Here is a 21,362-nt window from a genome sequence, read left to right on the forward strand (position 1 = left end):
TGAAAGGGAAGACACCATGTTTGAACACGTGACGGTACTAAAAAAAGAAGCGGTTGATGGATTGGCTATACGGCCAGATGGAGTATATGTTGATTGTACTCTTGGTGGTGGTGGACATAGTGAAGAGATCGTTAAGCAATTAACAACAGGACGTTTATATGCTTTTGACCAGGATCTAGACGCCATTAAGGCAGCTGAAGAAAGACTACATCCATACAAGGATAAAGTTACATTCATAAGATCGAACTTTCGATACTTAAGAAGCTGCCTAATGGCTCATGGGGTATTTAAAGTGGACGGGGTGCTTTATGATTTAGGTGTTTCATCACCTCAGTTTGATCAGGCCAATCGTGGATTTAGTTACCAACACAATGGCCCCATTGATATGAGAATGAACCAAGAACAAGCCTTAGATGCATCGACGATCGTTAATGAATGGCCATATGAAAAACTTGTCCGCATCTTCTTTCAATATGGAGAAGAAAAATTTTCAAAACAAATTGCCAGATTAATTGAGGAAAAAAGAGAGATTAACCGAATTGAGACGACAGATGAACTTGTCGAAATCATTAAATCTGCCATACCCGCAGCTGCAAGGCGAAAAGGCGGACACCCTGCAAAACGCATTTTTCAGGCATTAAGGATCGCTGTCAATGACGAATTACAATCATTTGAGGATTCGTTAGAACAAGCCCTTGAGCTGATTAATATTCATGGTAGGCTTTCAGTGATTACCTTTCATTCTTTAGAAGATCGGATTTGTAAAACTTTCTTTAAAAAACATAGTCAGGGACCTGAATTACCTCCTGGGCTTCCTGTTATCCCGGAAGAACATAAGCCGATTATCAAACTCATTCAACGTAAACCAATTCTAGCTAACGAAGAAGAATTAAAAATAAATAGACGTGCTCGATCAGCAAAGTTGCGTATCGCTGAAAAACTTAGGGAAAGAGGGGAATAAATGTGAATTTAGCTGCTCGTCATCTTGAAGAAAAAGAACAAGTTCAACCCAAGAGATCGTCAAGAGTCCAAAAATCAGCATATAGTGAAGGATTGCCGCAACGGCGTATTACAAAAGGTGAAAAGATTCTTTGGTTTGGAGCGGGTATGCTCATTGTTGCCTTAACTCTTATTATAGTATCTTACCAAGCCCGTCTTTTTTTCTTAAATGGATCTATCCAAAACTTGCAAGACAAAGTAGCGGGGCAAGCCAAAATAAATCAACAATTGAAGGTTGAACAAACCAATTTAAGTTCACCTGAACGGATTATGAAATACGCAAAAGAAAAATTAGGACTTAACTTAAATATTAAGAATGTGAAAGTTATATCTGATAGGTGATGACAATGTTTCCGACAAAAAACAATTCGATTAATGTTTGGGCAGCAGTTATTGGTCTCCTATTTCTGCTGTTCTTTTTTGTTATTATGGGGCGTTTTCTTTACATCGCCCATTCAAAAGAAATTGATAATAATGATCTTACGGCCATGGGGGAGCAAAAGTGGCAACACTATACGGTTCTCGATGCAAAAAGAGGAAAGATTTACTCAAGCAATCAGCAAGTTTTGGCAGAAGATATTCCTTCTTACACCATTCAGGCTATTTTGAGTAAGAACGCAGGAAAAGAAAACTATGTCACAGATAAAGCTAAAACGGCCCGATTATTAGCACCTATTTTAGATTTAAAGGAATCCTATATTTATGATCAATTAAATAAACCTCTTTATCTCGTCCAGTTCGGGAAGAAAGGTCAAAATATTAGTCAGGAAGTAAAGAAAAAAATAGATAAACTTCATTTAAATGGAATCACTTTCGTTGAAGGTTCAAGACGCTATTATCCCAATAAAGACTTTGCGGCTTATACCATTGGATTTACAAGTAAAAATGATAAATCAAATAAACAGTATGGTGTACTAGGTATTGAGCAATCGTTGAATAAATATTTAACTGAACAAGACGGCTCTGTAAGATATTACAGGAGCGCCGGCGGGGTTCCCATACCCGATGAGAAGCAAAAAATCAAAAAAGAACATAACGGAGATAATGTTTATCTTACCATTGATAGTCGAATTCAAACGGTTTTAGATGAATCGATGTCAAAGGTTCAGTCAAAATATAATCCGAAACGAATCGTGGGGATCGTAGCGGATCCTAGAACAGGTCGAATTTTAGCCATGTCGAATCGTCCGAGCTTTGATTTAAACAAACGTGATTTGACGAGTTTCGTCAATAGCCCTATTTCAGAGGCGATTGAACCAGGTTCAGTTATGAAAGTATTTACACTAGCAGCTGCTATAGATGCCGGTGTCTATCACGGAAACCAAACCTATCAATCTGGTCAGTATAAAGTTCCGGGTGTCACCATTCATGACTGGAACCAATCATGGGGACCCATTACCTTTGATGAAGGATTTCAAAGATCTTCAAACGTTGCCTTTTCTATTATTGCAGATAAATATCTAGGGACGGAAAAATTATATAACTATTTTCAAAAATTTGGTTTCATGCAAAAAACAGGTATTGACCTGCCAAATGAGAGTAATAGCAAGGTTAGTTGGAAATGGGAAAGTGACAAGGTGATGATGTCATTTGGACAAGCTTCAGCCTTCACTCCGATACAAATCGTACAAGCAGCGACAGCTATTGCAAATGATGGGAAAATGATGAAACCGTATATTGTTTCTAAGATTGTTGATCCAAATAAAGGTAAGACAGTTGTAAAACACGAGCCAACGGTTGTTGGCCAACCCATAAACAAAGAAGCAGCAGAGCAAACCAGGGAGTTAATGCGTCAAGTGATAACAAGTAAAAAAGGGACAGGGCATGCCCTATACAATCTTCCAGGTTATGAGATCATTGGTAAAACAGGGACTGCGCAATTGGCTATTGACGGAAAATACCTCTATGGTAGGGATAATTACATTTTTTCGTTTTTAGGTATGGCACCTAAAAAAGATCCAAAACTTATCGTTTATGTTGCGGTTGATCGTCCTAATTTAAGTGGAGTAGCCTATGACGCCGAGCCCGTGGCCGAGGTTGTTAATCCCGTGTTAAGTAATAGTTTGCAATATATGAATATTAAACCCGATGCAAAGGATAAAGTGACGGATACAGTTAACCAAATTAAGATGAACCAATATGTTGGCTTAGAAACGAGTGATGTCTCTAACCAACTTCAATCTAAAGGGTTTAAAGTGACGACCATAGGATCTGGAAAAATCACGAAACAATTCCCTTTTAAAGGGGATCAAATTTTAGACGGTTCAAGGGTCATCTTAGTCGGTGATAGCGATAAAGAGTTGCCGGATATAAAAGGTTGGTCTTTATCCGATGTCATGCAATTGGCTGATATGTTATCTCTTAAACCTCATATTTCGGGACAAGGTTTTGTTGTCGAACAAAAACCATCAAAAGGAACGTCGCTTCATGTTGGCGATTCAATCACGATTAAATTAAAAAGCCATTAGTTTGATATTAAAATACGTGTTCAAAAAGGTGACAAATTAGAAGCAAGAAGGTCAAGACGGCGCCGTTTTGAGGACCGGAATGTAGGTGTTTACTACATGAGGACCGGAAAAACAAGCCAACGCCGAGATTCGCAGCTTATCATTTGGTGACTTTTTGAACAACCTTTTATAATACGTGTGTAAAAAGATGAGGGCTCGTTCTATTAATGGACATGACTGCATATAGTTTAAGCAAGTCCATAGATAGGAGGGCCCCATTTTGCGTGTATCGAATGTAACGGTAAGAAAACGATTAATTGCCATACTCATTATTGCTTTAGGGATATTCTTGATTTTTATTGTTCGCTTAGGGTATATTCAAGTTTTTAAAAATGGTTGGTTATCGAATCAAGCCTTAAGTTCTTGGAGCAAATTAATTCCATATGAGGCAGAGAGAGGCGATATTTTAGATCGGAATGGCAAGGTTCTGGCAACGAATATAAGTAAGCCATCTGTTCTCGTCGTACCTAGACAAGTTCGAGATCCTAAGAAAACAGCGAAGAAACTTGCAGAGGTACTAGATATGTCAGAAAAGAAAGCTTATCAGGATATCACGAAAAAACAATCCAAGGTCTATATAACTCCCGAAGGACGGAAAATTAGTAATCAAAAAGCATCAAAGATTAAATCTTTTGGTTTACCCGGGGTCTTTATAGCCGAGGATTTCAAGCGTTCTTATCCATATGGAAATTATCTATCACATGTATTAGGATTCGCTGGAATTGACAATCAGGGCTTAACAGGACTTGAAGCGTATTATGATCAGCAACTCAGAGGAAAAAATGGACATGTCGCCTTTTTCTCCGATGCGAGAGGCAATCGTATGGCCAATATTAAAGATAAATATGTTCCTCCAGAGTCAGGGAATAGCCTCAAGTTGACGATTGATAAAAGAGTGCAATCGGTTATTGAAAGGGAATTGAATTTAGCTGAACAAAAATATCACCCAGAAGGTGCGATTGCGATAGCCATGAACCCAAATAATGGTGAGATCCTAGGAATGTCTTCACGCCCGGGTTTTAACCCAGAGAATTATAAAAAAGTACCTCAAGAAATATATAATCGGAACTTGCCTATATGGAAAACCTATGAGCCAGGATCGACTTTCAAGGTCATCACACTTGCTGCATCCTTACAAGAAAATCTAGTCGATTTAAAGAAAGATCATTTTACTGATCCAGGGTTCATTGATGTAAACGGGACAAAGCTCCATTGTTGGAAAAGAGGGGGACATGGGGAAGAAACGTTTTTAGAAGTTGTCCAAAATTCTTGCAACCCAGGTTTTGTTAAACTAGGTCAAAAGTTAGGTAAAGATAGGTTGTTCTCCTATATTAGAAATTTTGGTTTTGGACAAAAAACGGGTATTGATTTGCAAGGTGAAGCGAAAGGAATCTTGTTTAACATGAAGAATGTTGGGCCACTTGAACAAGCAACAACGGCATTCGGACAAGGGGTTGCGGTTACGCCAATTCAACAAGTTGTCGCAGTTGCAGCAGCTGTAAATGGTGGGTATCTCTATGAACCGTACATAGCCAAAAGTTGGGTAGACCCAAAAACAGGTAAAGAGATTAGTAAAACAAGTCCAGTGGAAAAAAGGCAAGTTATATCTGAAAAAACGTCAAAAGAAGTAAGATACGCACTTGAAAGTGTGGTTGCTAAAGGAACGGGTCGCAATGCCTATGTCCAAGGCTATCGAATAGGTGGTAAAACGGGTACCGCCCAAAAGGTCAAAGAAGGCGGTGGAGGTTATATGGAGAATAACTACATCGTATCGTTCATGGGCTTTGCTCCTGCAAATGATCCTCAAATCGTCGTCTACGTTGCTATTGACCATCCCAAAAACACGGTGCAATTCGGTGGAACTGTGGCGGCCCCTATTGCAGGTAAAATTATTGGGGACTCTTTAAGCGCAATGGGTGTTAAGAAACAAAAAGGCGGAATGCAAAAACTGGCTAAATACCCTGATCAACCTATGTTGAAAGTACCGAATTTTGTTGGTATGGATCGAGATGAATTAGAAGCAGGACTGTTAGATCTCAAAATAGATGTAGCTGGTAAAGGTCACTATGTTGTTATGCAGTCTCCACAACCAGGAGTAAAAGTAAATCCAGGATCTACTATAAGAGTATACATGGGTGATAAGAAAAAGAAAGCTGATTAAATCATTGAGTCATGCAGGTTTATCACATATCTAGTAAAAAAAGAAGCCAAATGCAACAAATTGCAGTGGCTTCTTTTTATGAAAAGAGGTATTCTTGAATTTGGTGAAGTGAAAGACTAAAAATAAATAATCAATGAAGATGTGTTAAATCATTTATAGAAACGTCTGTGTTTATTATTTATTATAAAAAGAAAAACCAAATTTCTAGGTTAATAAAAATTACTTCGATTGGTTAATGAACAACCAACGGATGTGAAGAATCTCCTTAATGGAGGTCTCACTTTATTTGTTTTTCACCACTTAAAATGAAAAGTAAGAACGAAGGATGTGCTGTAATTGAAATTGAAGACATTGTTAAAGGCTCTATCAACTCATGATGACTATCTCCAAAATGAAGACCCCGAAATATTGGAATTAGAAATTGATTCACGCTTAGTCACAAAGGGAACACTTTTTTTCTGTATTAAAGGATACCAAACGGATGGCCATAACTATGCAAAACAAGCTGTTGAGAATGGTGCGGCTGCAATCATTGCCGAAGATGATCTCGATGTTGAAGTCCCTGTTGTTTATGTTAATGATGCTCATTTGGCATTAGCCATGATATCCGATTACTTCTACGGTCAGCCAAGTAGATCGATGAATGTGATGGGCGTAACGGGTACAAACGGTAAAACGACGGTAACACACCTCATTCGATCAATACAGGAAGAGGCTAATGTATCGACTGGTCTTATCGGAACGATGGGTATGAAATATAAGGATCAATTTATTCCTGTTAATAATACGACACCGGAGTCTTATCTCGTTCAAAGATATTTAAAAAAAATGAAAGACGAAGAGATCCAATCTGTTGTCATGGAAGTTTCTTCTCATGCTTTGTATCAAGGGAGAGTTAGAGGTTGTGATTTTGATATCGGTATTTTCACAAACTTAACGCAAGATCATCTTGATTTTCATAAAACGATGAAAGATTACTTATATGCAAAAAGCCTTCTATTTTCACAACTTGGAAATACATATGATCTAAAACATCCTAAAGCCGCTGTTTTAAATATCGACGACCCAGCTACAAAGATTTATCGCCATATGACAGCAGCACCTGTTTGGACATATGGGATCGTCAATCATGCTGATTTTCGTGCAGAAGATATAAAAATTACAGCGAATGGTACAGAATTCCGATTGGTTACAAAAACAGGGTGTTATCCTGTTTCGATGAACCTTATCGGTAAATTTAGTGTATATAATGTTCTTGCTTCGCTATTAGCTTGCTATCTTAAGGGGATAAAAATTGACCAGATGATTAAAACCATTGAGAAGGTGAAAGGAGTACCTGGCAGATTTGAAACTGTGAATGCAGGTCAGCCATTTACCGTCATTGTCGATTATTCTCATACGGCTGATAGTCTTGAAAACGCTCTTGAGACGATAAAAGAGTTCGCAAATGGGAAAATCATCACGGTTATTGGTTGCGGTGGAGATCGTGATAAAACAAAACGACCAATTATGGCTAAAACGGCTGTAGATCGAAGTGATCTGGTTATTTTAACTTCAGATAATCCTCGAACTGAGGATCCAGAAAAAATTCTAGAAGACATGGAAGCAGGCGTTGTGAATAGAGATTACATTAAAGAGCTTGATCGAAGAAAAGCCATCAAATTAGCGGTGCAGAAAGCAGACAAAAGTGATATTATATTGATTGCTGGTAAGGGTCACGAAACATATCAAATCATTGGTACGACTAAATTCGATTTTGATGATCGATTGGTTGCAAAGGAAGCTATAAAGGAGCGTTACAATCGATGAGTATTCAGGTAAGTAGTGTACGTCATCATGCAATAAGAACAAGGGGAACAATTGATGATACCTGTCAATTAACCGTATTCACAGATAGCCGTAAAAACTGTCCATCAGGTTTGTTCATCCCCATCCAAGGAGAAAATTTTGATGGCCATGCATTTATTGACAGTGCAATTAAAAACGGGGCAAAGGCAACGCTTTGGTCAGAGAGTGTTCCACTGCCTGACCGTTTACCGTTAGATTTCCCTGTCTTTTTCGTTAAAGACACTTTGAAAGCTATGCAAGACATAGCCAAAGATGTTTTGTCACAACGTAATCCAATAGTGATTGCGGTTACAGGGAGCAATGGCAAAACATCCACTAAAGATATTATTGAAAGTATTATAAAAACAAACTATCATACTTATAAAACACAAGGGAACTTTAATAATCATATTGGGCTACCTCTAACCATATTGAGTATGCCTGAAAAATGTGAAGCATTAATTTTAGAAATGGGTATGAATCATTTTGGAGAAATCTCACTATTAACGCAGATCGCAAGACCAGATATTGCAGTGATCACAAACATAGGAGAGAGTCACATTGAATTTTTAGGTTCAAGAGAAGGAATTGCCAAAGCTAAACTTGAAATAGTTGAAGGAATTAAGCCAGGTGGAACGCTGATCATTGATGGTGATGAGCCATTATTAACTCAAGTTAAGCTAGATCAGTGTCAAGTTGTCACTTGCGGCTATAATAAAGGAAATACTCTTCAAATTGTTCAAGTGAAACCCGATATTTCTGGGTATGACTTTTCTTTAAGTGGCTCAAAGAGCACCTATCATATCCCCATTATGGGTAAACACAATGTAAAGAATGCAGTTTATGGGGTTGCAGTTGCTAAGCAATTGAATATACATGAAGTTGATGTAAAAAAAGGTTTGGAAAAGTGTAAATTAACAAAAATGAGGTTCGAATCTGTTGAAGGAAAAGAGGGGACGCTCCTTATAAATGATTCTTATAATGCGTCCCCAACATCAATGAAGGCAGTAATCAACACATTAAAACAATTACCTAATTTTAAAAAACGTGTGGTTGTTCTAGGTGATATGTATGAGCTTGGACCTGATGAAGAAAATCTTCACCGTTCTGTGGCAGACGCAATAGACCCACCGATCAGCCATGTAATCACAATTGGTCCAAAAGGAAAATGGATTAGTGATTCATTAATTGAACAAGGGAAACCATGTTATGTTCAATCTTTTTTGACGAAGAAGGAAGCTCTCCCCGTGTTAGAAACCCTTCTTGATAAAACGACCGTTATATTATTTAAAGCATCCCGAGCCGCTGAATTAGAGGAACTCGTGGAGGCCTTACGTGAGAAGAAGGGAGTCAAGGAATAATGGCATTTGTTTTATTGTTTAGTTTAGCATCGGCTTTTTTAGTTACATTAGTATTTGCACCTTTTTTTATTCCGATATTAAGAACATTAAAATTTGGTCAATACATTCGAGAGGAAGGACCAAAAAGCCATCAGAAAAAAGCAGGAACACCATCCATGGGTGGAATTATTATTTTGGTGGGGTTAATTTGCGGAACGGTTATCGTAGGATTGAAATATCATCTTGTAACAACGGATACGTATTTATTATTACTTGTTACGATAGGTTTTGGCTTGATTGGTTTTTTGGATGACTTTATTAAGATTGTAATGAAACGCAATATGGGCTTAACGTCGAAACAAAAACTATTGGGGCAATTACTCGTATCTCTTATTTTTATCCTTATCTTATACCAGACAGAATTTTCGAGCGTCCTTTCTATTCCAGGTACACATTGGAGTATAGACTTACACTTTGCCTATGCCATTTTAGTTATTATTATGTTTTTAGGAACTTCTAATGGTACCAATTTAACGGATGGAATGGATGGTTTATTGACAGGTGTATCCGTTATATCATTTAGTGCTTATGCATTTATCGCCTATCTGCTTGAACAAAATACGGATATTGCCGTTTTTTCCCTATCCGTTGTCGGCGCTTTACTTGGGTTTTTACTTTTTAATGCCTACCCGGCTAAAGTCTTTATGGGTGACACAGGCTCACTTGCTTTAGGTGGTGCTTTAGCTGCCATATCAATCTTAACGAAAACAGAGCTACTTTTAATCGTCATCGGTGGAATATATGTTATTGAAACCCTCTCTGTCATGATACAGGTTGTTTCTTTTAAAACAACAGGAAAACGTGTATTTAAAATGAGTCCGCTGCATCACCATTTTGAACTTTCAGGATGGTCTGAATGGAAGGTTGTAACGATGTTTTGGTTTTTAGGGCTTATTTTTGCAGTGATCGGAATTTATATAAAGGTGTGGCTATAAATGAAACAAATAGATAAGTATATAGGAAAAAAAGTTCTTGTATTAGGACTTGCAAAAAGTGGATACATGGCTGCGAAACTCTTAGATCGATTAGGAGCGATCGTGACAGTCAATGACAAATCAGATTTAGATCATGATGAACATGCTAAAGAATTAGAACAGATGGGAATTCAGGTGATAGGTGGTAGCCACCCTCTAGAATTAATTACCAACGATCTTTTTTGTATTGTGAAGAATCCTGGCATACCATACCGAAATCCTTTACTTAAGGAAGCGTTAAAGAAAAACATTCCCATTATTACAGAGGTTGAAATAGCAGGAGAACTTTCTGAATCTGAATTTATTGGTGTTACGGGTTCAAATGGTAAGACAACGACAACCATGATGCTCGGTGAAATGATGAAGGGCAGTCGTTTCAATCCTCTTGTTGCAGGTAATATAGGAACCGTGTTATCTGGGGTTGTCGAGCACTCAACGAAAGAAAATGTGATCGTTACTGAATTATCTAGCTTTCAATTATTGGGGACAAAAACGTTTCATCCGCACGTTGCGGTTGTTTTAAATATTTTCGGTAATCATTTAGATTATCACGGAAGCATTGAAGAGTATGCTAAAGCCAAGTCACGTATTACCGTAAATCAAACAGAAGACGACTTTCTTGTCTATAATGCAGAGAATAAAGAAGTATTAGACCACATTGTATCCGTTTCAAAAGCCAAAAAGGTTCCTTTCTCTTCTCATGCTCTTACAAAAGAAGGCGCATATATAGAAGACGACCAGATTTACTTTAAAAATGAAAAAATCATGTCAACAAAAGACGTCATGATACGAGGCTTTCATAATCTAGAGAATGCCTTAGCGGCTTTAGCAGCTGCAAAAATTTATGGTGTTTCGAGTAAAGACATCAAAGAAATACTAGCCAACTTTTCGGGTGCTCCACACCGTTGCCAGTTGATTCACACTTTACATGGCAGGCTTTTCTATAATGATTCCAAAGCAACGAATATTTTAGCCACATCAAAAGCACTAGCGACTTTTCCTGACCAATCCGTTATTTTGTTAGCAGGTGGTTTAGACAGAGGTAATACGTTTGATGATTTAGTGCCACATTTGACAAATGTAAAGGCTGTAATTACTTTTGGAGAAACAAAGGAAAAAATCATCGATGCTTGTCAAAAAGCTGGAATTGAAATGATTAAAATCGTCCAAAACGTTGAGGAAGCTGTTCCAGTTGCTTATCGGTTATCGGAGGTTGGGGATATCATTTTGCTTTCACCTGCCTGTGCAAGTTGGGATCAATATGATTCATTTGAACAAAGGGGAGACATTTTTGTCAAACACGTGCATATGCTTAATTAGGGACAGGTTATATTCCATGCGATAATAGTTTGGTAAAACCATTATCATGACTATAGCACGGAGTATCCTCGTGATTTTTACCTAATGAGGTGTTAAGCTATGACAAAAACGAAAACGACTCCTGATTTAATTTTAATTAGTGTGACCTTTCTATTACTCACAGTTGGTCTTATCATGGTATATAGTGCAAGTGCCATACTAGCATCCTATAACTTCAATGGTGATTCCTTTTACTTTGTTAAACGTCAACTGCTCTTTGCAGGAATCGGCCTTATCGCGATGTTTTTTGTCATGAATGTGCATTATTGGTTGTGGCGTCAGTGGGCTAAACTTGGTGTTCTCATTTGCTTTTTACTTTTAATTGCCGTTCTTATCCCTGGGGTCGGATTAGAGCGAAATGGATCCACAAGTTGGCTCGGTGTTGGCGCTTTTTCTATCCAGCCCTCGGAATTTATGAAAGTCGCTTTAATTATTTTTCTAGCCCGTTTTCTATCTGAAAATCAAAAGTACATTACAACGATTAAGAAGGGTCTTATTCCTTCTCTTTCCCTCGTTTTTTTGTCCTTTGGGTTAATTATGCTTCAACCGGATCTCGGGACAGGAACAGTTCTGGTCATGACGTGTATTATTATGATTTTCACAGCTGGAGCACAAATTAAACATTTTGTTTTTATGGGATTAATGGGACTAACGGGAGTGGCCGTTTTAATCATTTCTGCACCTTATCGAATCGCTCGGATTACGTCATTCCTTGATCCATGGAAGGATCCATTAGGAACCGGTTTTCAAATTATCCAATCATTACTCGCTATTGGACCTGGGGGGCTCTTAGGTTTCGGTCTTGGACAAAGTAGACAAAAGTATCAATATTTACCTGAACCTCAGACTGATTTCATTTTCTCTATTATTTCAGAGGAACTTGGATTTATCGGTGCTACTCTCGTACTTGGTCTTTTCTGTTTACTTATTTGGCGAGGTATCCGGATTGCTATTTCTGCTCCGGATTTATATGGTAGTTTACTTGCAGTTGGGATTGTGGGAATGATAGCTGTACAAGTGATGATTAATATAGCTGTTGTGACTGGACTTATGCCCGTTACCGGAATCACACTTCCTTTTTTGAGTTATGGCGGTTCTTCCTTAACGCTTATGCTCGTATCTATCGGTGTTTTATTAAATATCAGTCGTTATACCAAAACATAAACGTTCATCTCATACATGTGTAAAAGGATCACTTAGCTGATGTGCACCCTGAAAGTTAGACCTAAAAATCTAACTTTTGGGGTTCAGTACAAGCTAAGTGGTCCTTTTTACTATGCCTGACATTTATTTCGACAAATTTCGGGCGGTGACAGGCACTCGTACAATGTGTTATAATGAAATGTCTCTATCTACTTAGTGGACAAGCTTTATTGAACGAGGTGTTTTATTTCTATGGTGGAAAAGAAAGTTATTCCTTTAGAGGATCGAATTCCTAAGTTAAAACAACAAAGAAAGCAAAAAGCAAACCGCCGAATTATTTTTTATATTACATTATTTTTTATATTGATATTAATCATTGTTTATTTTCAATCTCCACTAAGCAAACTAACACACGTCAAAATAGATGGGTTACATTACACGTCAAAAAGTCAAATTATTAATACAACTGGCTTACAAAAAAAACCACATTTTTGGGATGTATCATCTAATTCAGTAAAACATGATATAAAAAAACTTAAAACAGTGAAGAAAGTTAATGTACATAAACAGTTTCCAAATTCCATTTCTATACACATTACAGAATATAATCGTATCGCCTATTTTTCAAATCAAGGGACTTATACACCCATTCTTGAAAACGGAACGGAATTACCAAAATTAAAGCAAGGACAATTGCCTATCCATGCACCTATCTTGTTTAATTTTCACATGAATCAAAATGGTTTGAGGGTTATTGCAAAGGCCTTAACGAAACTACCTTCAAGTATTGTTCAAAATATATCTGAAATCTACTATCATGATAATAAAGTTGGCGAAGGTGATTTGACCCTTTATATGAACGATGGCCATAAGGTTTATGCTAGTCTATCAACCTTCCAATCAAACATGGCTTTATATCCTGATATCATAACGAAGATACCAAAAGGGAAAAAAGGGATCGTTCATCTTAGTGTAAGTCCTTATTTTGAACCTACATCGGATGTACCAAAAGATAAGTCTCCATAATTGAACGTCAATTAATGGGGAGTGTATCACCTCTTTTAATCCTTGATTTAGATTCTAAGCGGGATGAAATTTTTATGATTACATTGTGTCAGTTTTTTTTTACAAAGAAAGGGATTTTAAACGAAATTTTGACTTTTCTATAACGGCATCTTGGTGTAGACTTATATTTAGCTATACTTTTTATTTTTTTATGACATGATGAGCATAAAAATCAGAAGTTTATCGAAAAAATATAACTCATTTTCTAATTATTTATATCGTAACAAAGGAAAATCTTTAATTGCGTTGAATACTTTCTTTAGAGGATATCCAATATGTCACCATGATTATCGCGACTTCCTATGCTGTTTGTTTGATGTTATGGTTTTAAAACACATAACCTTACATTCTGGTCCTCATGAATAATGATAGAATTCAAGGATTTAAGAAAATACACACATCATTCTAAATAAAGCAGCGAATAAAGTATTAAACATATTAAACGGGTTTATAGATTATGATTGTGACTTTTCTATAAACACCGTCCGGAACAATAGAGACCGAAAGAGAGAAGGAGGTGCCAAAGAATGAACAGCAAAGACATTTATGTAAGTTTAGACATCGGTACATCCAGTGTAAAAGTTATGATCGGGGAAATGGCCGATGGAGCCCTTAATGTCATTGGGGTTGGGAAGTCAGTATCAAATGGTATCAAGAAAGGCTCTATAGTAGATATTGATGAAACTGTTCGTTCAATACAAAAAGCGGTTGAGCAAGCCGAGAGAATGGTAGGTTTACAAATTAAAAGTGCGATAGTAGGTATAACGGGGAATCATATTCAACTACAATCTTGTCATGGTGTAGTAGCAGTCTCTAGTGAAAATCGTGAAATTGGTAACATTGATATAGCAAGAGTTATTGAAGCTGCTCAAGTGATGTCAATCCCTCCAGAAAGAGAAATCATTGACGTTATCCCGCATCAATTTATTGTGGATGGATTAGATGAGATTAGCGACCCTAGGGGTTTGATTGGCGTTCGACTAGAGATGCAGGGCACACTTATAACAGGTTCAAAATCGATCTTACATAATCTTCTTAGGTGTGTAGAGAAAGCAGGTGTTCAAATAACGGATATCTGTCTGCAACCTCTCGGACTTGGATCAGTGGCCCTATCACAAGATGAAAAAAATATTGGTGTTGTCCTCGTAGATATTGGCGGAGGCTCCACCAATGTTGCTGTTTTTGACCAAGGCATTCTGATGACAACTTTTGACTTGCCAATTGGTGGGAATCATATTACAAAAGATATTTCTATTGGTTTAAGAACACCTTTAGAAGAAGCAGAAAAAATAAAAATTTCCCACGGTTGCTCTTTTTATGAATTAGCCTCAAGTGAAGAAATATTCACCATTCCAAAAATAGGCAGTTCATCGCAGCAAACATTTAATCAGCAGGAACTAGCTGAAATCATAGAACCTCGTTTACAAGAAATATTAGAAATTGTCCAAACCGAACTAAATCAAATTGGATTTCACGATTTACCAGGTGGGTTTGTATTAACTGGTGGCGTAGCAGCATTACCAGGTTTACTAGATCTTGCTCAATCTGTGTTAAATAATAGTGTTAGAATTGCAATACCAGACTATATAGGTATTCGTGAACCTCAATATACGGCTTGCGTTGGGTTGATTCAATTTGCTTATCATAATGTAAAAGTTCAGGGTAAAGAAGTTGCAGCAGCAATTGCTCCCGATAATTATGATGCTGATTTTGATCAAAGAAAGCATGCAAAGAAAACTAGCCAGAAAGAACATACAAGTATGGCCAAAAAAGTAAAAGACTGGTTTGGTGTATTCTTCGAGTAAGTTAAGCAGCAGAATGAGTGAAATGGGAGGAATTAATAACATGTATGAAGTTGATATGGAGATGGAACAACTTGCTCAGATTAAAGTCATCGGTGTAGGCGGTGGAGGTAACAATGCTGTAAACCGTATGATCGAGAGTGGAATAAGGGGCGTTGAGTTCATTTGTGTAAATACAGATTCTCAAGCACTTAAACTATCAAAAGCAAGTGTTAAATTACAATTAGGTGAGAAATTAACTAGAGGACTTGGTGCGGGAGCTAATCCAGAAATAGGAAAAAAAGCAGCCGAAGAAAGTCGTGAACAAGTCGAAGAAGTTCTTCGTGGCGCTGACATGGTATTTGTTACGGCTGGTATGGGCGGTGGAACGGGTACGGGTGCCGCTCCAGTGATTGCAGAAATTGCAAAAGATATAGGGGCATTGACCGTTGGTGTTGTCACTCGACCGTTTACATTTGAAGGACGAAAACGTGCAAATCAGGCAGCTGGTGGTATTTCAACACTAAAGGAGAAAGTTGATACACTGATAGTTATCCCAAATGATCGATTACTAGAAATCGTAGATAAAAATACACCGATGCTTGAAGCATTCCGCGAAGCCGATAATGTCCTCAGGCAAGGGGTTCAAGGGATCTCTGATCTGATTGCTGTGCCAGGACTTATCAACTTGGATTTTGCCGATGTGAAGACGATCATGACCGAAGGGGGCTCTGCCCTTATGGCGATTGGTATTGCAACAGGCGAAAATCGTGCAGCTGAAGCTGCTAAAAAAGCGATCTCGAGCCCACTTCTTGAGAAATCTATCGATGGGGCAAAAGGTGTTCTCATGAACATTACTGGCGGTTCAAATCTTAGCCTTTATGAGGTCAATGAAGCCGCAGATATTGTCGCTACAGCAGCCGATCAAGAAGTCAATATGATTTTTGGTTCTGTGATTAGTGAAGACCTGAGTGATGAAATTGTTGTTACGGTTATAGCAACAGGCTTCCATGAAATTGAAACGCAATCTCAAATGAAGAGACCGCAACGGCCCATATCAAAGCCTACTCAGCCAAAGGTAAAGAAGAATGACCCTGAAGAAAAAGAGTACACACGTCATTCAAATGTATCAAATGATATAGAAGATACTCTTGATATACCAACGTTTTTAAGAAACCGAAATCGCCGTAATCACTAAGTTATCTGGCAAACTTATAAAGAATGAATGAAACGAGGACGTTCTATTTTAGAGCGTTCTTTTTTATTTGTTAATCTTTCTCATTATATTTGAAACAAGGAAAACTTCCCCCCTTATTTAATTCCCAAACCATGTAGGTTAAATAATTTTTATCAATTTTTAATTTAGTCGAAAATAGGTGTTTTAAGCATAAAATTCTTTTCAGAGCAATTCTGACAAAACACTTCAAAATAACAAGAAATCATTCGTCATTGAATGACAGACTTTCCAGCAAAATGCTCGTATACTTATTCCATTAAACAAGATAGATAGGTGGGTGAGGAGTATAACCATTTATTTAGATGTGATATGGTTTCTAAATTTATGTATTGATTATTTGTTATTAAAACTCACAGTCATCATATTGAAGAGGCAGGTGAAGTCATGGCGTCTTTGGCTCGGCACACTGCTTGCATCAAGTATTGTCATACTTTTGTTTACACCACTTTCTATCGTCTTTGATCACCCAATAGGTAAATTTTTGTTTTCAACACTTATTATTTTGGTTGTGTTTGGATACCACCGTTTTTCAACATTCTTACAAAATATATTTGCTTTCTATTTCGTTGCTTTTGGTATAGGTGGAGGGCTATTCGCTGCCCACTACTTTTTTCAATCGAATTCATCATATGCAGGCCAAAATTTATTCAGTACCTTAAGTTATGGTGATCCCATTAGTTGGCTATTTGTTGTCATTGGCTTTCCATCCTTATGGTTATTTTCAAAAAAACGTTTCGATCAAGTTGTTGTCCGAAAATGGCAGCATTCAACCTATGCAGTTATTTACATTTCGTTTCTTGATAAATCTATCTCTGCAAAAGGCATCATCGATAGTGGAAACAAATTATATGATCCATTAACACGAGTTCCCGTTATGTTTTTGAATGAATCAGTTTGCAAGTCATTTTTTCCTGATTCTGTTATTCAAGAAGGCGTTGACCTTCAAAATGCAATTCAGAATGCGGATTTATCCGATGAGTTACGAAGTAGATTAACAGTTATTCCTTATCGCACAGTAAGTGGCAAAACCCAACTTATAACCGCTTTTCGTCCTGATGAAGTCATTTTGTTACATGAAGGTCAGAGGATAAAAGCCCCAAAAGTTCTTGTTGCTTTGACCAAGCAAAATTTATCCGGGGAAGGAGATTTTAATAGTATTCTTCATCCCGACATGTTACTACATGGAAAAATCATTGAAACAGCTTCATGACATCAATCATTTGATAAGGAGGCCAATTATGTATCGTTTGAAACTTTTTTTAAAAAGATTTTGGATTAAGTGTCTAGTGAAATTAAAAATAAAACCAGAAGAGGTTTATTATATTGGCGGCAGTGAAGCATTGCCTCCTCCACTATCAAAGGAAGAGGAAGCAGAATTACTCATCCGTCTACCTAAAGGGGATCAAGAGGCACGTTCAACGTTAATAGAACGTAATTTGCGTCTTGTCGTTTATATAGCTCGAAAATTTGAAAATACCAAAATAAATATCGAGGACCTTATTAGTATTGGGACCATTGGCTTAATTAAAGCGGTAAATACATTTAATCCAGAAAAGAAAATTAAGCTTGCGACATATGCATCTAGATGCATTGAAAATGAAATACTTATGTACCTTCGTAGAAATAATAAAACAAGATCTGAAGTCTCTTTCGACGAACCCTTAAATGTTGATTGGGATGGTAATGAACTCCTCTTATCAGATGTTTTGGGAACGGATAATGATATTATTACAAAGGATATGGAAAAAAGAGTCGATCGGACATTATTAAAACAAGCCATTTTAATGCTTAATGATAGAGAAAAAGAAATTATGGAGCTGCGTTTTGGTTTAGAAGGCGGGAAAGAAAAAACTCAAAAGGATGTTGCAGATCAATTAGGTATATCTCAATCTTATATTTCTCGATTAGAAAAGCGTATTATTAAACGTCTGAAGAAGGAATTTAGTAAGATGGTATAAAATGGTGTTTTAGGAAAGTGCATAAAATTCCCTCGAGAGGAGATACTTTACGTTGTAGAAAGCTCCGATTAGGGGGGAATTTAGTGGCACGAAATAAAGTGGAAATTTGCGGCGTTGACACTGCAACATTGCCTGTACTTAAAAACGAAGAAATGAGAAAACTGTTTGTACAAATGCAAAATGGACATGACGAAGCAAGAGAAAAACTCGTTAACGGCAATTTAAGACTTGTATTAAGTGTCATTCAAAGATTTAATAACCGTGGTGAATACATCGACGATTTGTTTCAAGTCGGTTGTATCGGTTTAATGAAATCCATCGACAACTTTGATCTAAGTCAAAATGTTCGATTTTCAACTTATGCCGTTCCCATGATTATTGGAGAGATTCGAAGGTACTTAAGGGATAATAATCCAATAAGAGTGTCAAGGTCTTTAAGAGATACGGCATACAAAGCCTTACAAGTAAAAGAACGACTTATTTCCAAATATTCCAAGGAGCCTACAGCTACAGAAATTGCAAAGGAATTAGATTTGCCAGTTGAAGATATTGTTTTTGCTCTTGATGCTATACAGGATCCTGTATCGCTATTTGAGCCCATCTATAACGATGGAGGAGATCCGATATTCGTTATGGATCAAATTAGTGATGATAAGAATAAAGACTTGCAGTGGATTGAGGAAATTGCCCTCAAGGATGCGATGCGTCGATTAGATGATCGAGAAAAACGTATTTTATCCATGCGGTTTTTTCATGGTAAGACTCAGATGGAAGTTGCTGAAGAGATTGGTATATCTCAAGCGCAAGTCTCAAGGTTAGAAAAAGCAGCTATTAAAGAAATGAATAAGAACATAAAAAGCTAACACTTGTAAGTAAAGTGTTAGCTTTAATTTAGATAATTTTTTTAATTCCCTTTTTTAGAATGGAAGACACACACGTAACTAGGAAAAATTTTTGCACACTAAATCAAATCATGAACCATAAATTTACGCCATATAGTGTAAGGAGGAGATTATTGAACATCAGGAGGAATTGAGATGACTAGAATATCAGAATTTCAAACAAAAGAAGTTGTTAATGTTGAGAATGGCAAGAGATTAGGTCATATTGGTGATTTAGAGATAAATTTAGCAACTGGAAAAATTGAAAATTTAGTCATCCCTGGAGCAAGTAAGATTATGGGTTTTTTTGGGCGAGAAAATGATGTCATCGTTCCTTGGCGAAATATTGTCCGTATTGGTGATGATGTCATTTTAATCCGATTTTACGATTCTGAAACAAGTGAGCCTACGGTAAAAGATTAATTCATTCACATGTTCATCACCATCCAATTGTGATAAAATACGATTAAGTCTTGAAACAGGATAGGAGATTTATCATGGTTAAGGAACCATTTAATGTGCAAACACCTCATGCACTATTGCTTGGTGATAACAGAGTGCAAGGAAAAGAAACTATCTTAATCGGTATTACGACACGTAGGCACGGTGTGAGTCAATATCCGTTTCAATCATTAAATATGGGATTTCATATTCATGATCATCCTAATAGCGTCTTAGAGAATAGACGAAGATTATCTGAACAACTAAATATTCCCCTGAATCAATGGGTGCAAACTGAACAAGTGCATGGAACAGAAATTTTTCGAGTGACGAAGGAGCATGCCGGTCAAGGGGCAAGGGATTTACAATCAGTTATAAAAAATGGTGACGGCTTATATACCACAGACAAGGATCTTCTTTTAGTGGCTTGTTTTGCTGATTGTGTACCGCTTTATTTCTATTCAAAAAAAGGGCATGCCATTGGACTATTGCATGCTGGATGGAGAGGAACGGTTCGTCTTGCTTCCCAAAAAATGGTTCATTTGTGGGAAGAAGAGTTAAATCTTAAACCGGATGATATTCACGTTGTTATTGGACCGTCAATTGGTCCGTGTTGTTATGTAGTTGATGAAAAAGTGGTGTCAGAAATCCATAAAATTAAAGGAATTCATATCGAGCAAGTAGCAACACCTCTTGATGAGCATCATGTCTCATTAGATCTAAAGAAATTAAACTGTTTATTACTTCAACAAGTCGGCGTACCAGATAGAAATATCATTCAAAGTTCTTATTGCACAAGTTGTTCAAATGATCTGTTTTTCTCTCATCGAAAAGAAAAGGGAAAAACAGGTCGCATTTTAGGGTTCATTGGAATAAATGAGGAGAAAGATGAAAATGAAAAGCGTTAAAAGTCAATTAGATCAAATTAACATGACTATCAGAGAAGCTTGTGAGAAATCGGGGCGGTCTGTGGAAGACGTAAAGATTATTGGTGTGACTAAGTATGTTAGCCCATCACGAACGAAAGAGGCCATAGATGCAGGAATTAAGCATATCGGAGAAAATCGCATGGAAGGCCTTTTACATAAACAAGAAACAATTTTACGTGACCAAGCTAAATGGCATTTCATTGGGTCTCTGCAAACACGAAAAGTTAAAGAAGTGCTTCCGCATATCGATTATTTACATTCTCTTGATCGTCTTTCTTTGGCGAAAGAAATTGAAAAAAGGTTAACTGATCACGTGTTAGATTGTTTTGTGCAAGTAAACGTCTCAGGAGAGGAATCGAAGCACGGTATTTCACTTGAAGATGTGATCCCATTTATGCATGAATTGAAAGAATTCAAACATTTGCGTATAATTGGATTAATGACAATGGCGCCTTTTACAGATGATCAAGAGCTCATTAGACATGTTTTTAGAAGGTTAAAAGAATGCCAATTAGAAGTTCAAAATATGAAGATAGAAAATGCTCCCTGCACGGAATTATCGATGGGTATGTCGAATGATTATCGGATTGCAATTGAAGAAGGTGCGACGTTTGTCCGTATAGGAACCGCTTTAGTCGGCAAAGACATAGAGTAGCTAGTCTGTTTCTTTCTAGGACGGACAAGGTATGGGGAATCTAAA

General features: G+C 37.2%; 18 protein-coding genes. All 18 read left to right on the forward strand.

Features of this window, described 5'->3' with window-relative positions; all coding sequences use genetic code 11:
* The first annotated feature begins 16 nt into the window (after positions 1–16).
* Complete coding sequence (rsmH, locus tag GMB86_RS08290; RefSeq protein WP_155218613.1) at positions 17–961, forward strand: 16S rRNA (cytosine(1402)-N(4))-methyltransferase RsmH; 945 nt, start codon at positions 17–19, stop codon at positions 959–961.
* Positions 962–963: 2 nt separating this feature from the next.
* Positions 964–1,341, forward strand: a complete 378-nt coding sequence (gene ftsL / locus GMB86_RS16080) for a cell division protein FtsL (RefSeq protein WP_155218615.1) — start codon at positions 964–966, stop codon at positions 1,339–1,341.
* A 5-nt stretch (positions 1,342–1,346) separates the two neighbouring features.
* The gene (locus tag GMB86_RS08300; protein WP_196220166.1) at positions 1,347–3,467 is read left to right on the forward strand and encodes a penicillin-binding transpeptidase domain-containing protein; all 2,121 of its coding nucleotides are present in this window, start codon (positions 1,347–1,349) and stop codon (positions 3,465–3,467) included.
* A gap of 259 nt (positions 3,468–3,726) precedes the next feature.
* The gene (locus tag GMB86_RS08305; RefSeq protein ID WP_155218619.1) at positions 3,727–5,667 is read left to right on the forward strand and encodes a stage V sporulation protein D; all 1,941 of its coding nucleotides are present in this window, start codon (positions 3,727–3,729) and stop codon (positions 5,665–5,667) included.
* Between the two features lie 336 nt (positions 5,668–6,003).
* Positions 6,004–7,476: a UDP-N-acetylmuramoyl-L-alanyl-D-glutamate--2,6-diaminopimelate ligase gene (locus tag GMB86_RS08310; protein ID WP_155218621.1), complete on the forward strand. Its 1,473-nt coding sequence runs from the start codon at positions 6,004–6,006 to the stop codon at positions 7,474–7,476.
* Entirely contained in the window at positions 7,473–8,855 is a 1,383-nt protein-coding gene (locus GMB86_RS08315) for a UDP-N-acetylmuramoyl-tripeptide--D-alanyl-D-alanine ligase (protein WP_155218623.1), read from the forward strand. The genes GMB86_RS08310 and GMB86_RS08315 overlap by 4 nt, the downstream gene beginning before the upstream one ends.
* Positions 8,855–9,829: a phospho-N-acetylmuramoyl-pentapeptide-transferase gene (mraY, locus tag GMB86_RS08320; RefSeq protein WP_155218625.1), complete on the forward strand. Its 975-nt coding sequence runs from the start codon at positions 8,855–8,857 to the stop codon at positions 9,827–9,829. The genes GMB86_RS08315 and mraY overlap by 1 nt, the downstream gene beginning before the upstream one ends.
* On the forward strand, positions 9,830–11,188 hold the full coding sequence (murD, locus tag GMB86_RS08325) for a UDP-N-acetylmuramoyl-L-alanine--D-glutamate ligase (protein WP_155218627.1): 1,359 nt from the start codon (positions 9,830–9,832) through the stop codon (positions 11,186–11,188).
* 99 nt (positions 11,189–11,287) lie between these two features.
* A complete protein-coding gene (gene spoVE / locus GMB86_RS08330) occupies positions 11,288–12,391 on the forward strand; it encodes a stage V sporulation protein E (protein ID WP_155218629.1) in 1,104 nt (367 codons plus the stop codon).
* Between the two features lie 231 nt (positions 12,392–12,622).
* Positions 12,623–13,396 (forward strand): cell division protein FtsQ/DivIB, encoded by a 774-nt coding sequence (locus GMB86_RS08335; RefSeq protein WP_155218631.1) that lies wholly within the window; start codon positions 12,623–12,625, stop codon positions 13,394–13,396.
* A gap of 566 nt (positions 13,397–13,962) precedes the next feature.
* Entirely contained in the window at positions 13,963–15,240 is a 1,278-nt protein-coding gene (ftsA, locus tag GMB86_RS08340; protein ID WP_155218633.1) for a cell division protein FtsA, read from the forward strand.
* A gap of 40 nt (positions 15,241–15,280) precedes the next feature.
* Positions 15,281–16,414: a cell division protein FtsZ gene (gene ftsZ / locus GMB86_RS08345; RefSeq protein WP_155218635.1), complete on the forward strand. Its 1,134-nt coding sequence runs from the start codon at positions 15,281–15,283 to the stop codon at positions 16,412–16,414.
* Between the two features lie 316 nt (positions 16,415–16,730).
* Entirely contained in the window at positions 16,731–17,663 is a 933-nt protein-coding gene (gene spoIIGA, locus GMB86_RS08350; RefSeq protein ID WP_329602830.1) for a sigma-E processing peptidase SpoIIGA, read from the forward strand.
* Positions 17,664–17,691: 28 nt separating this feature from the next.
* Entirely contained in the window at positions 17,692–18,411 is a 720-nt protein-coding gene (gene sigE, locus GMB86_RS08355) for an RNA polymerase sporulation sigma factor SigE (protein ID WP_155218637.1), read from the forward strand.
* A gap of 83 nt (positions 18,412–18,494) precedes the next feature.
* Complete coding sequence (gene sigG, locus GMB86_RS08360; RefSeq protein WP_141189203.1) at positions 18,495–19,274, forward strand: RNA polymerase sporulation sigma factor SigG; 780 nt, start codon at positions 18,495–18,497, stop codon at positions 19,272–19,274.
* 174 nt (positions 19,275–19,448) lie between these two features.
* On the forward strand, positions 19,449–19,715 hold the full coding sequence (locus GMB86_RS08365) for a YlmC/YmxH family sporulation protein (protein ID WP_141189204.1): 267 nt from the start codon (positions 19,449–19,451) through the stop codon (positions 19,713–19,715).
* A gap of 74 nt (positions 19,716–19,789) precedes the next feature.
* Complete coding sequence (gene pgeF, locus GMB86_RS08370; RefSeq protein ID WP_155218639.1) at positions 19,790–20,641, forward strand: peptidoglycan editing factor PgeF; 852 nt, start codon at positions 19,790–19,792, stop codon at positions 20,639–20,641.
* Positions 20,628–21,317, forward strand: a complete 690-nt coding sequence (locus GMB86_RS08375) for a YggS family pyridoxal phosphate-dependent enzyme (RefSeq protein ID WP_155218641.1) — start codon at positions 20,628–20,630, stop codon at positions 21,315–21,317. Before pgeF ends, GMB86_RS08375 begins: the two co-directional genes overlap by 14 nt.
* Positions 21,318–21,362: the final 45 nt, after the last annotated feature.

It is taken from the genome of Terrilactibacillus tamarindi (genome assembly GCF_009718825.1).
Lineage (GTDB): Bacteria > Bacillota > Bacilli > Bacillales > Sporolactobacillaceae > Terrilactibacillus > Terrilactibacillus tamarindi.

Coding starts and splice junctions, on each gene's coding strand:
- rsmH (WP_155218613.1), top strand. CDS start 17: ATGTTTGAACACGTGACGGTACTAAAAAAAGAAGCGGTTGATGGATTG.
- GMB86_RS08300 (WP_196220166.1), top strand. CDS start 1,347: ATGTTTCCGACAAAAAACAATTCGATTAATGTTTGGGCAGCAGTTATT.
- GMB86_RS08315 (WP_155218623.1), top strand. CDS start 7,473: ATGAGTATTCAGGTAAGTAGTGTACGTCATCATGCAATAAGAACAAGG.
- mraY (WP_155218625.1), top strand. CDS start 8,855: ATGGCATTTGTTTTATTGTTTAGTTTAGCATCGGCTTTTTTAGTTACA.
- murD (WP_155218627.1), top strand. CDS start 9,830: ATGAAACAAATAGATAAGTATATAGGAAAAAAAGTTCTTGTATTAGGA.
- spoVE (WP_155218629.1), top strand. CDS start 11,288: ATGACAAAAACGAAAACGACTCCTGATTTAATTTTAATTAGTGTGACC.
- GMB86_RS08335 (WP_155218631.1), top strand. CDS start 12,623: ATGGTGGAAAAGAAAGTTATTCCTTTAGAGGATCGAATTCCTAAGTTA.
- ftsA (WP_155218633.1), top strand. CDS start 13,963: ATGAACAGCAAAGACATTTATGTAAGTTTAGACATCGGTACATCCAGT.
- ftsZ (WP_155218635.1), top strand. CDS start 15,281: ATGTATGAAGTTGATATGGAGATGGAACAACTTGCTCAGATTAAAGTC.
- sigE (WP_155218637.1), top strand. CDS start 17,692: ATGTATCGTTTGAAACTTTTTTTAAAAAGATTTTGGATTAAGTGTCTA.
- GMB86_RS08365 (WP_141189204.1), top strand. CDS start 19,449: ATGACTAGAATATCAGAATTTCAAACAAAAGAAGTTGTTAATGTTGAG.
- pgeF (WP_155218639.1), top strand. CDS start 19,790: ATGGTTAAGGAACCATTTAATGTGCAAACACCTCATGCACTATTGCTT.
- GMB86_RS08375 (WP_155218641.1), top strand. CDS start 20,628: ATGAAAAGCGTTAAAAGTCAATTAGATCAAATTAACATGACTATCAGA.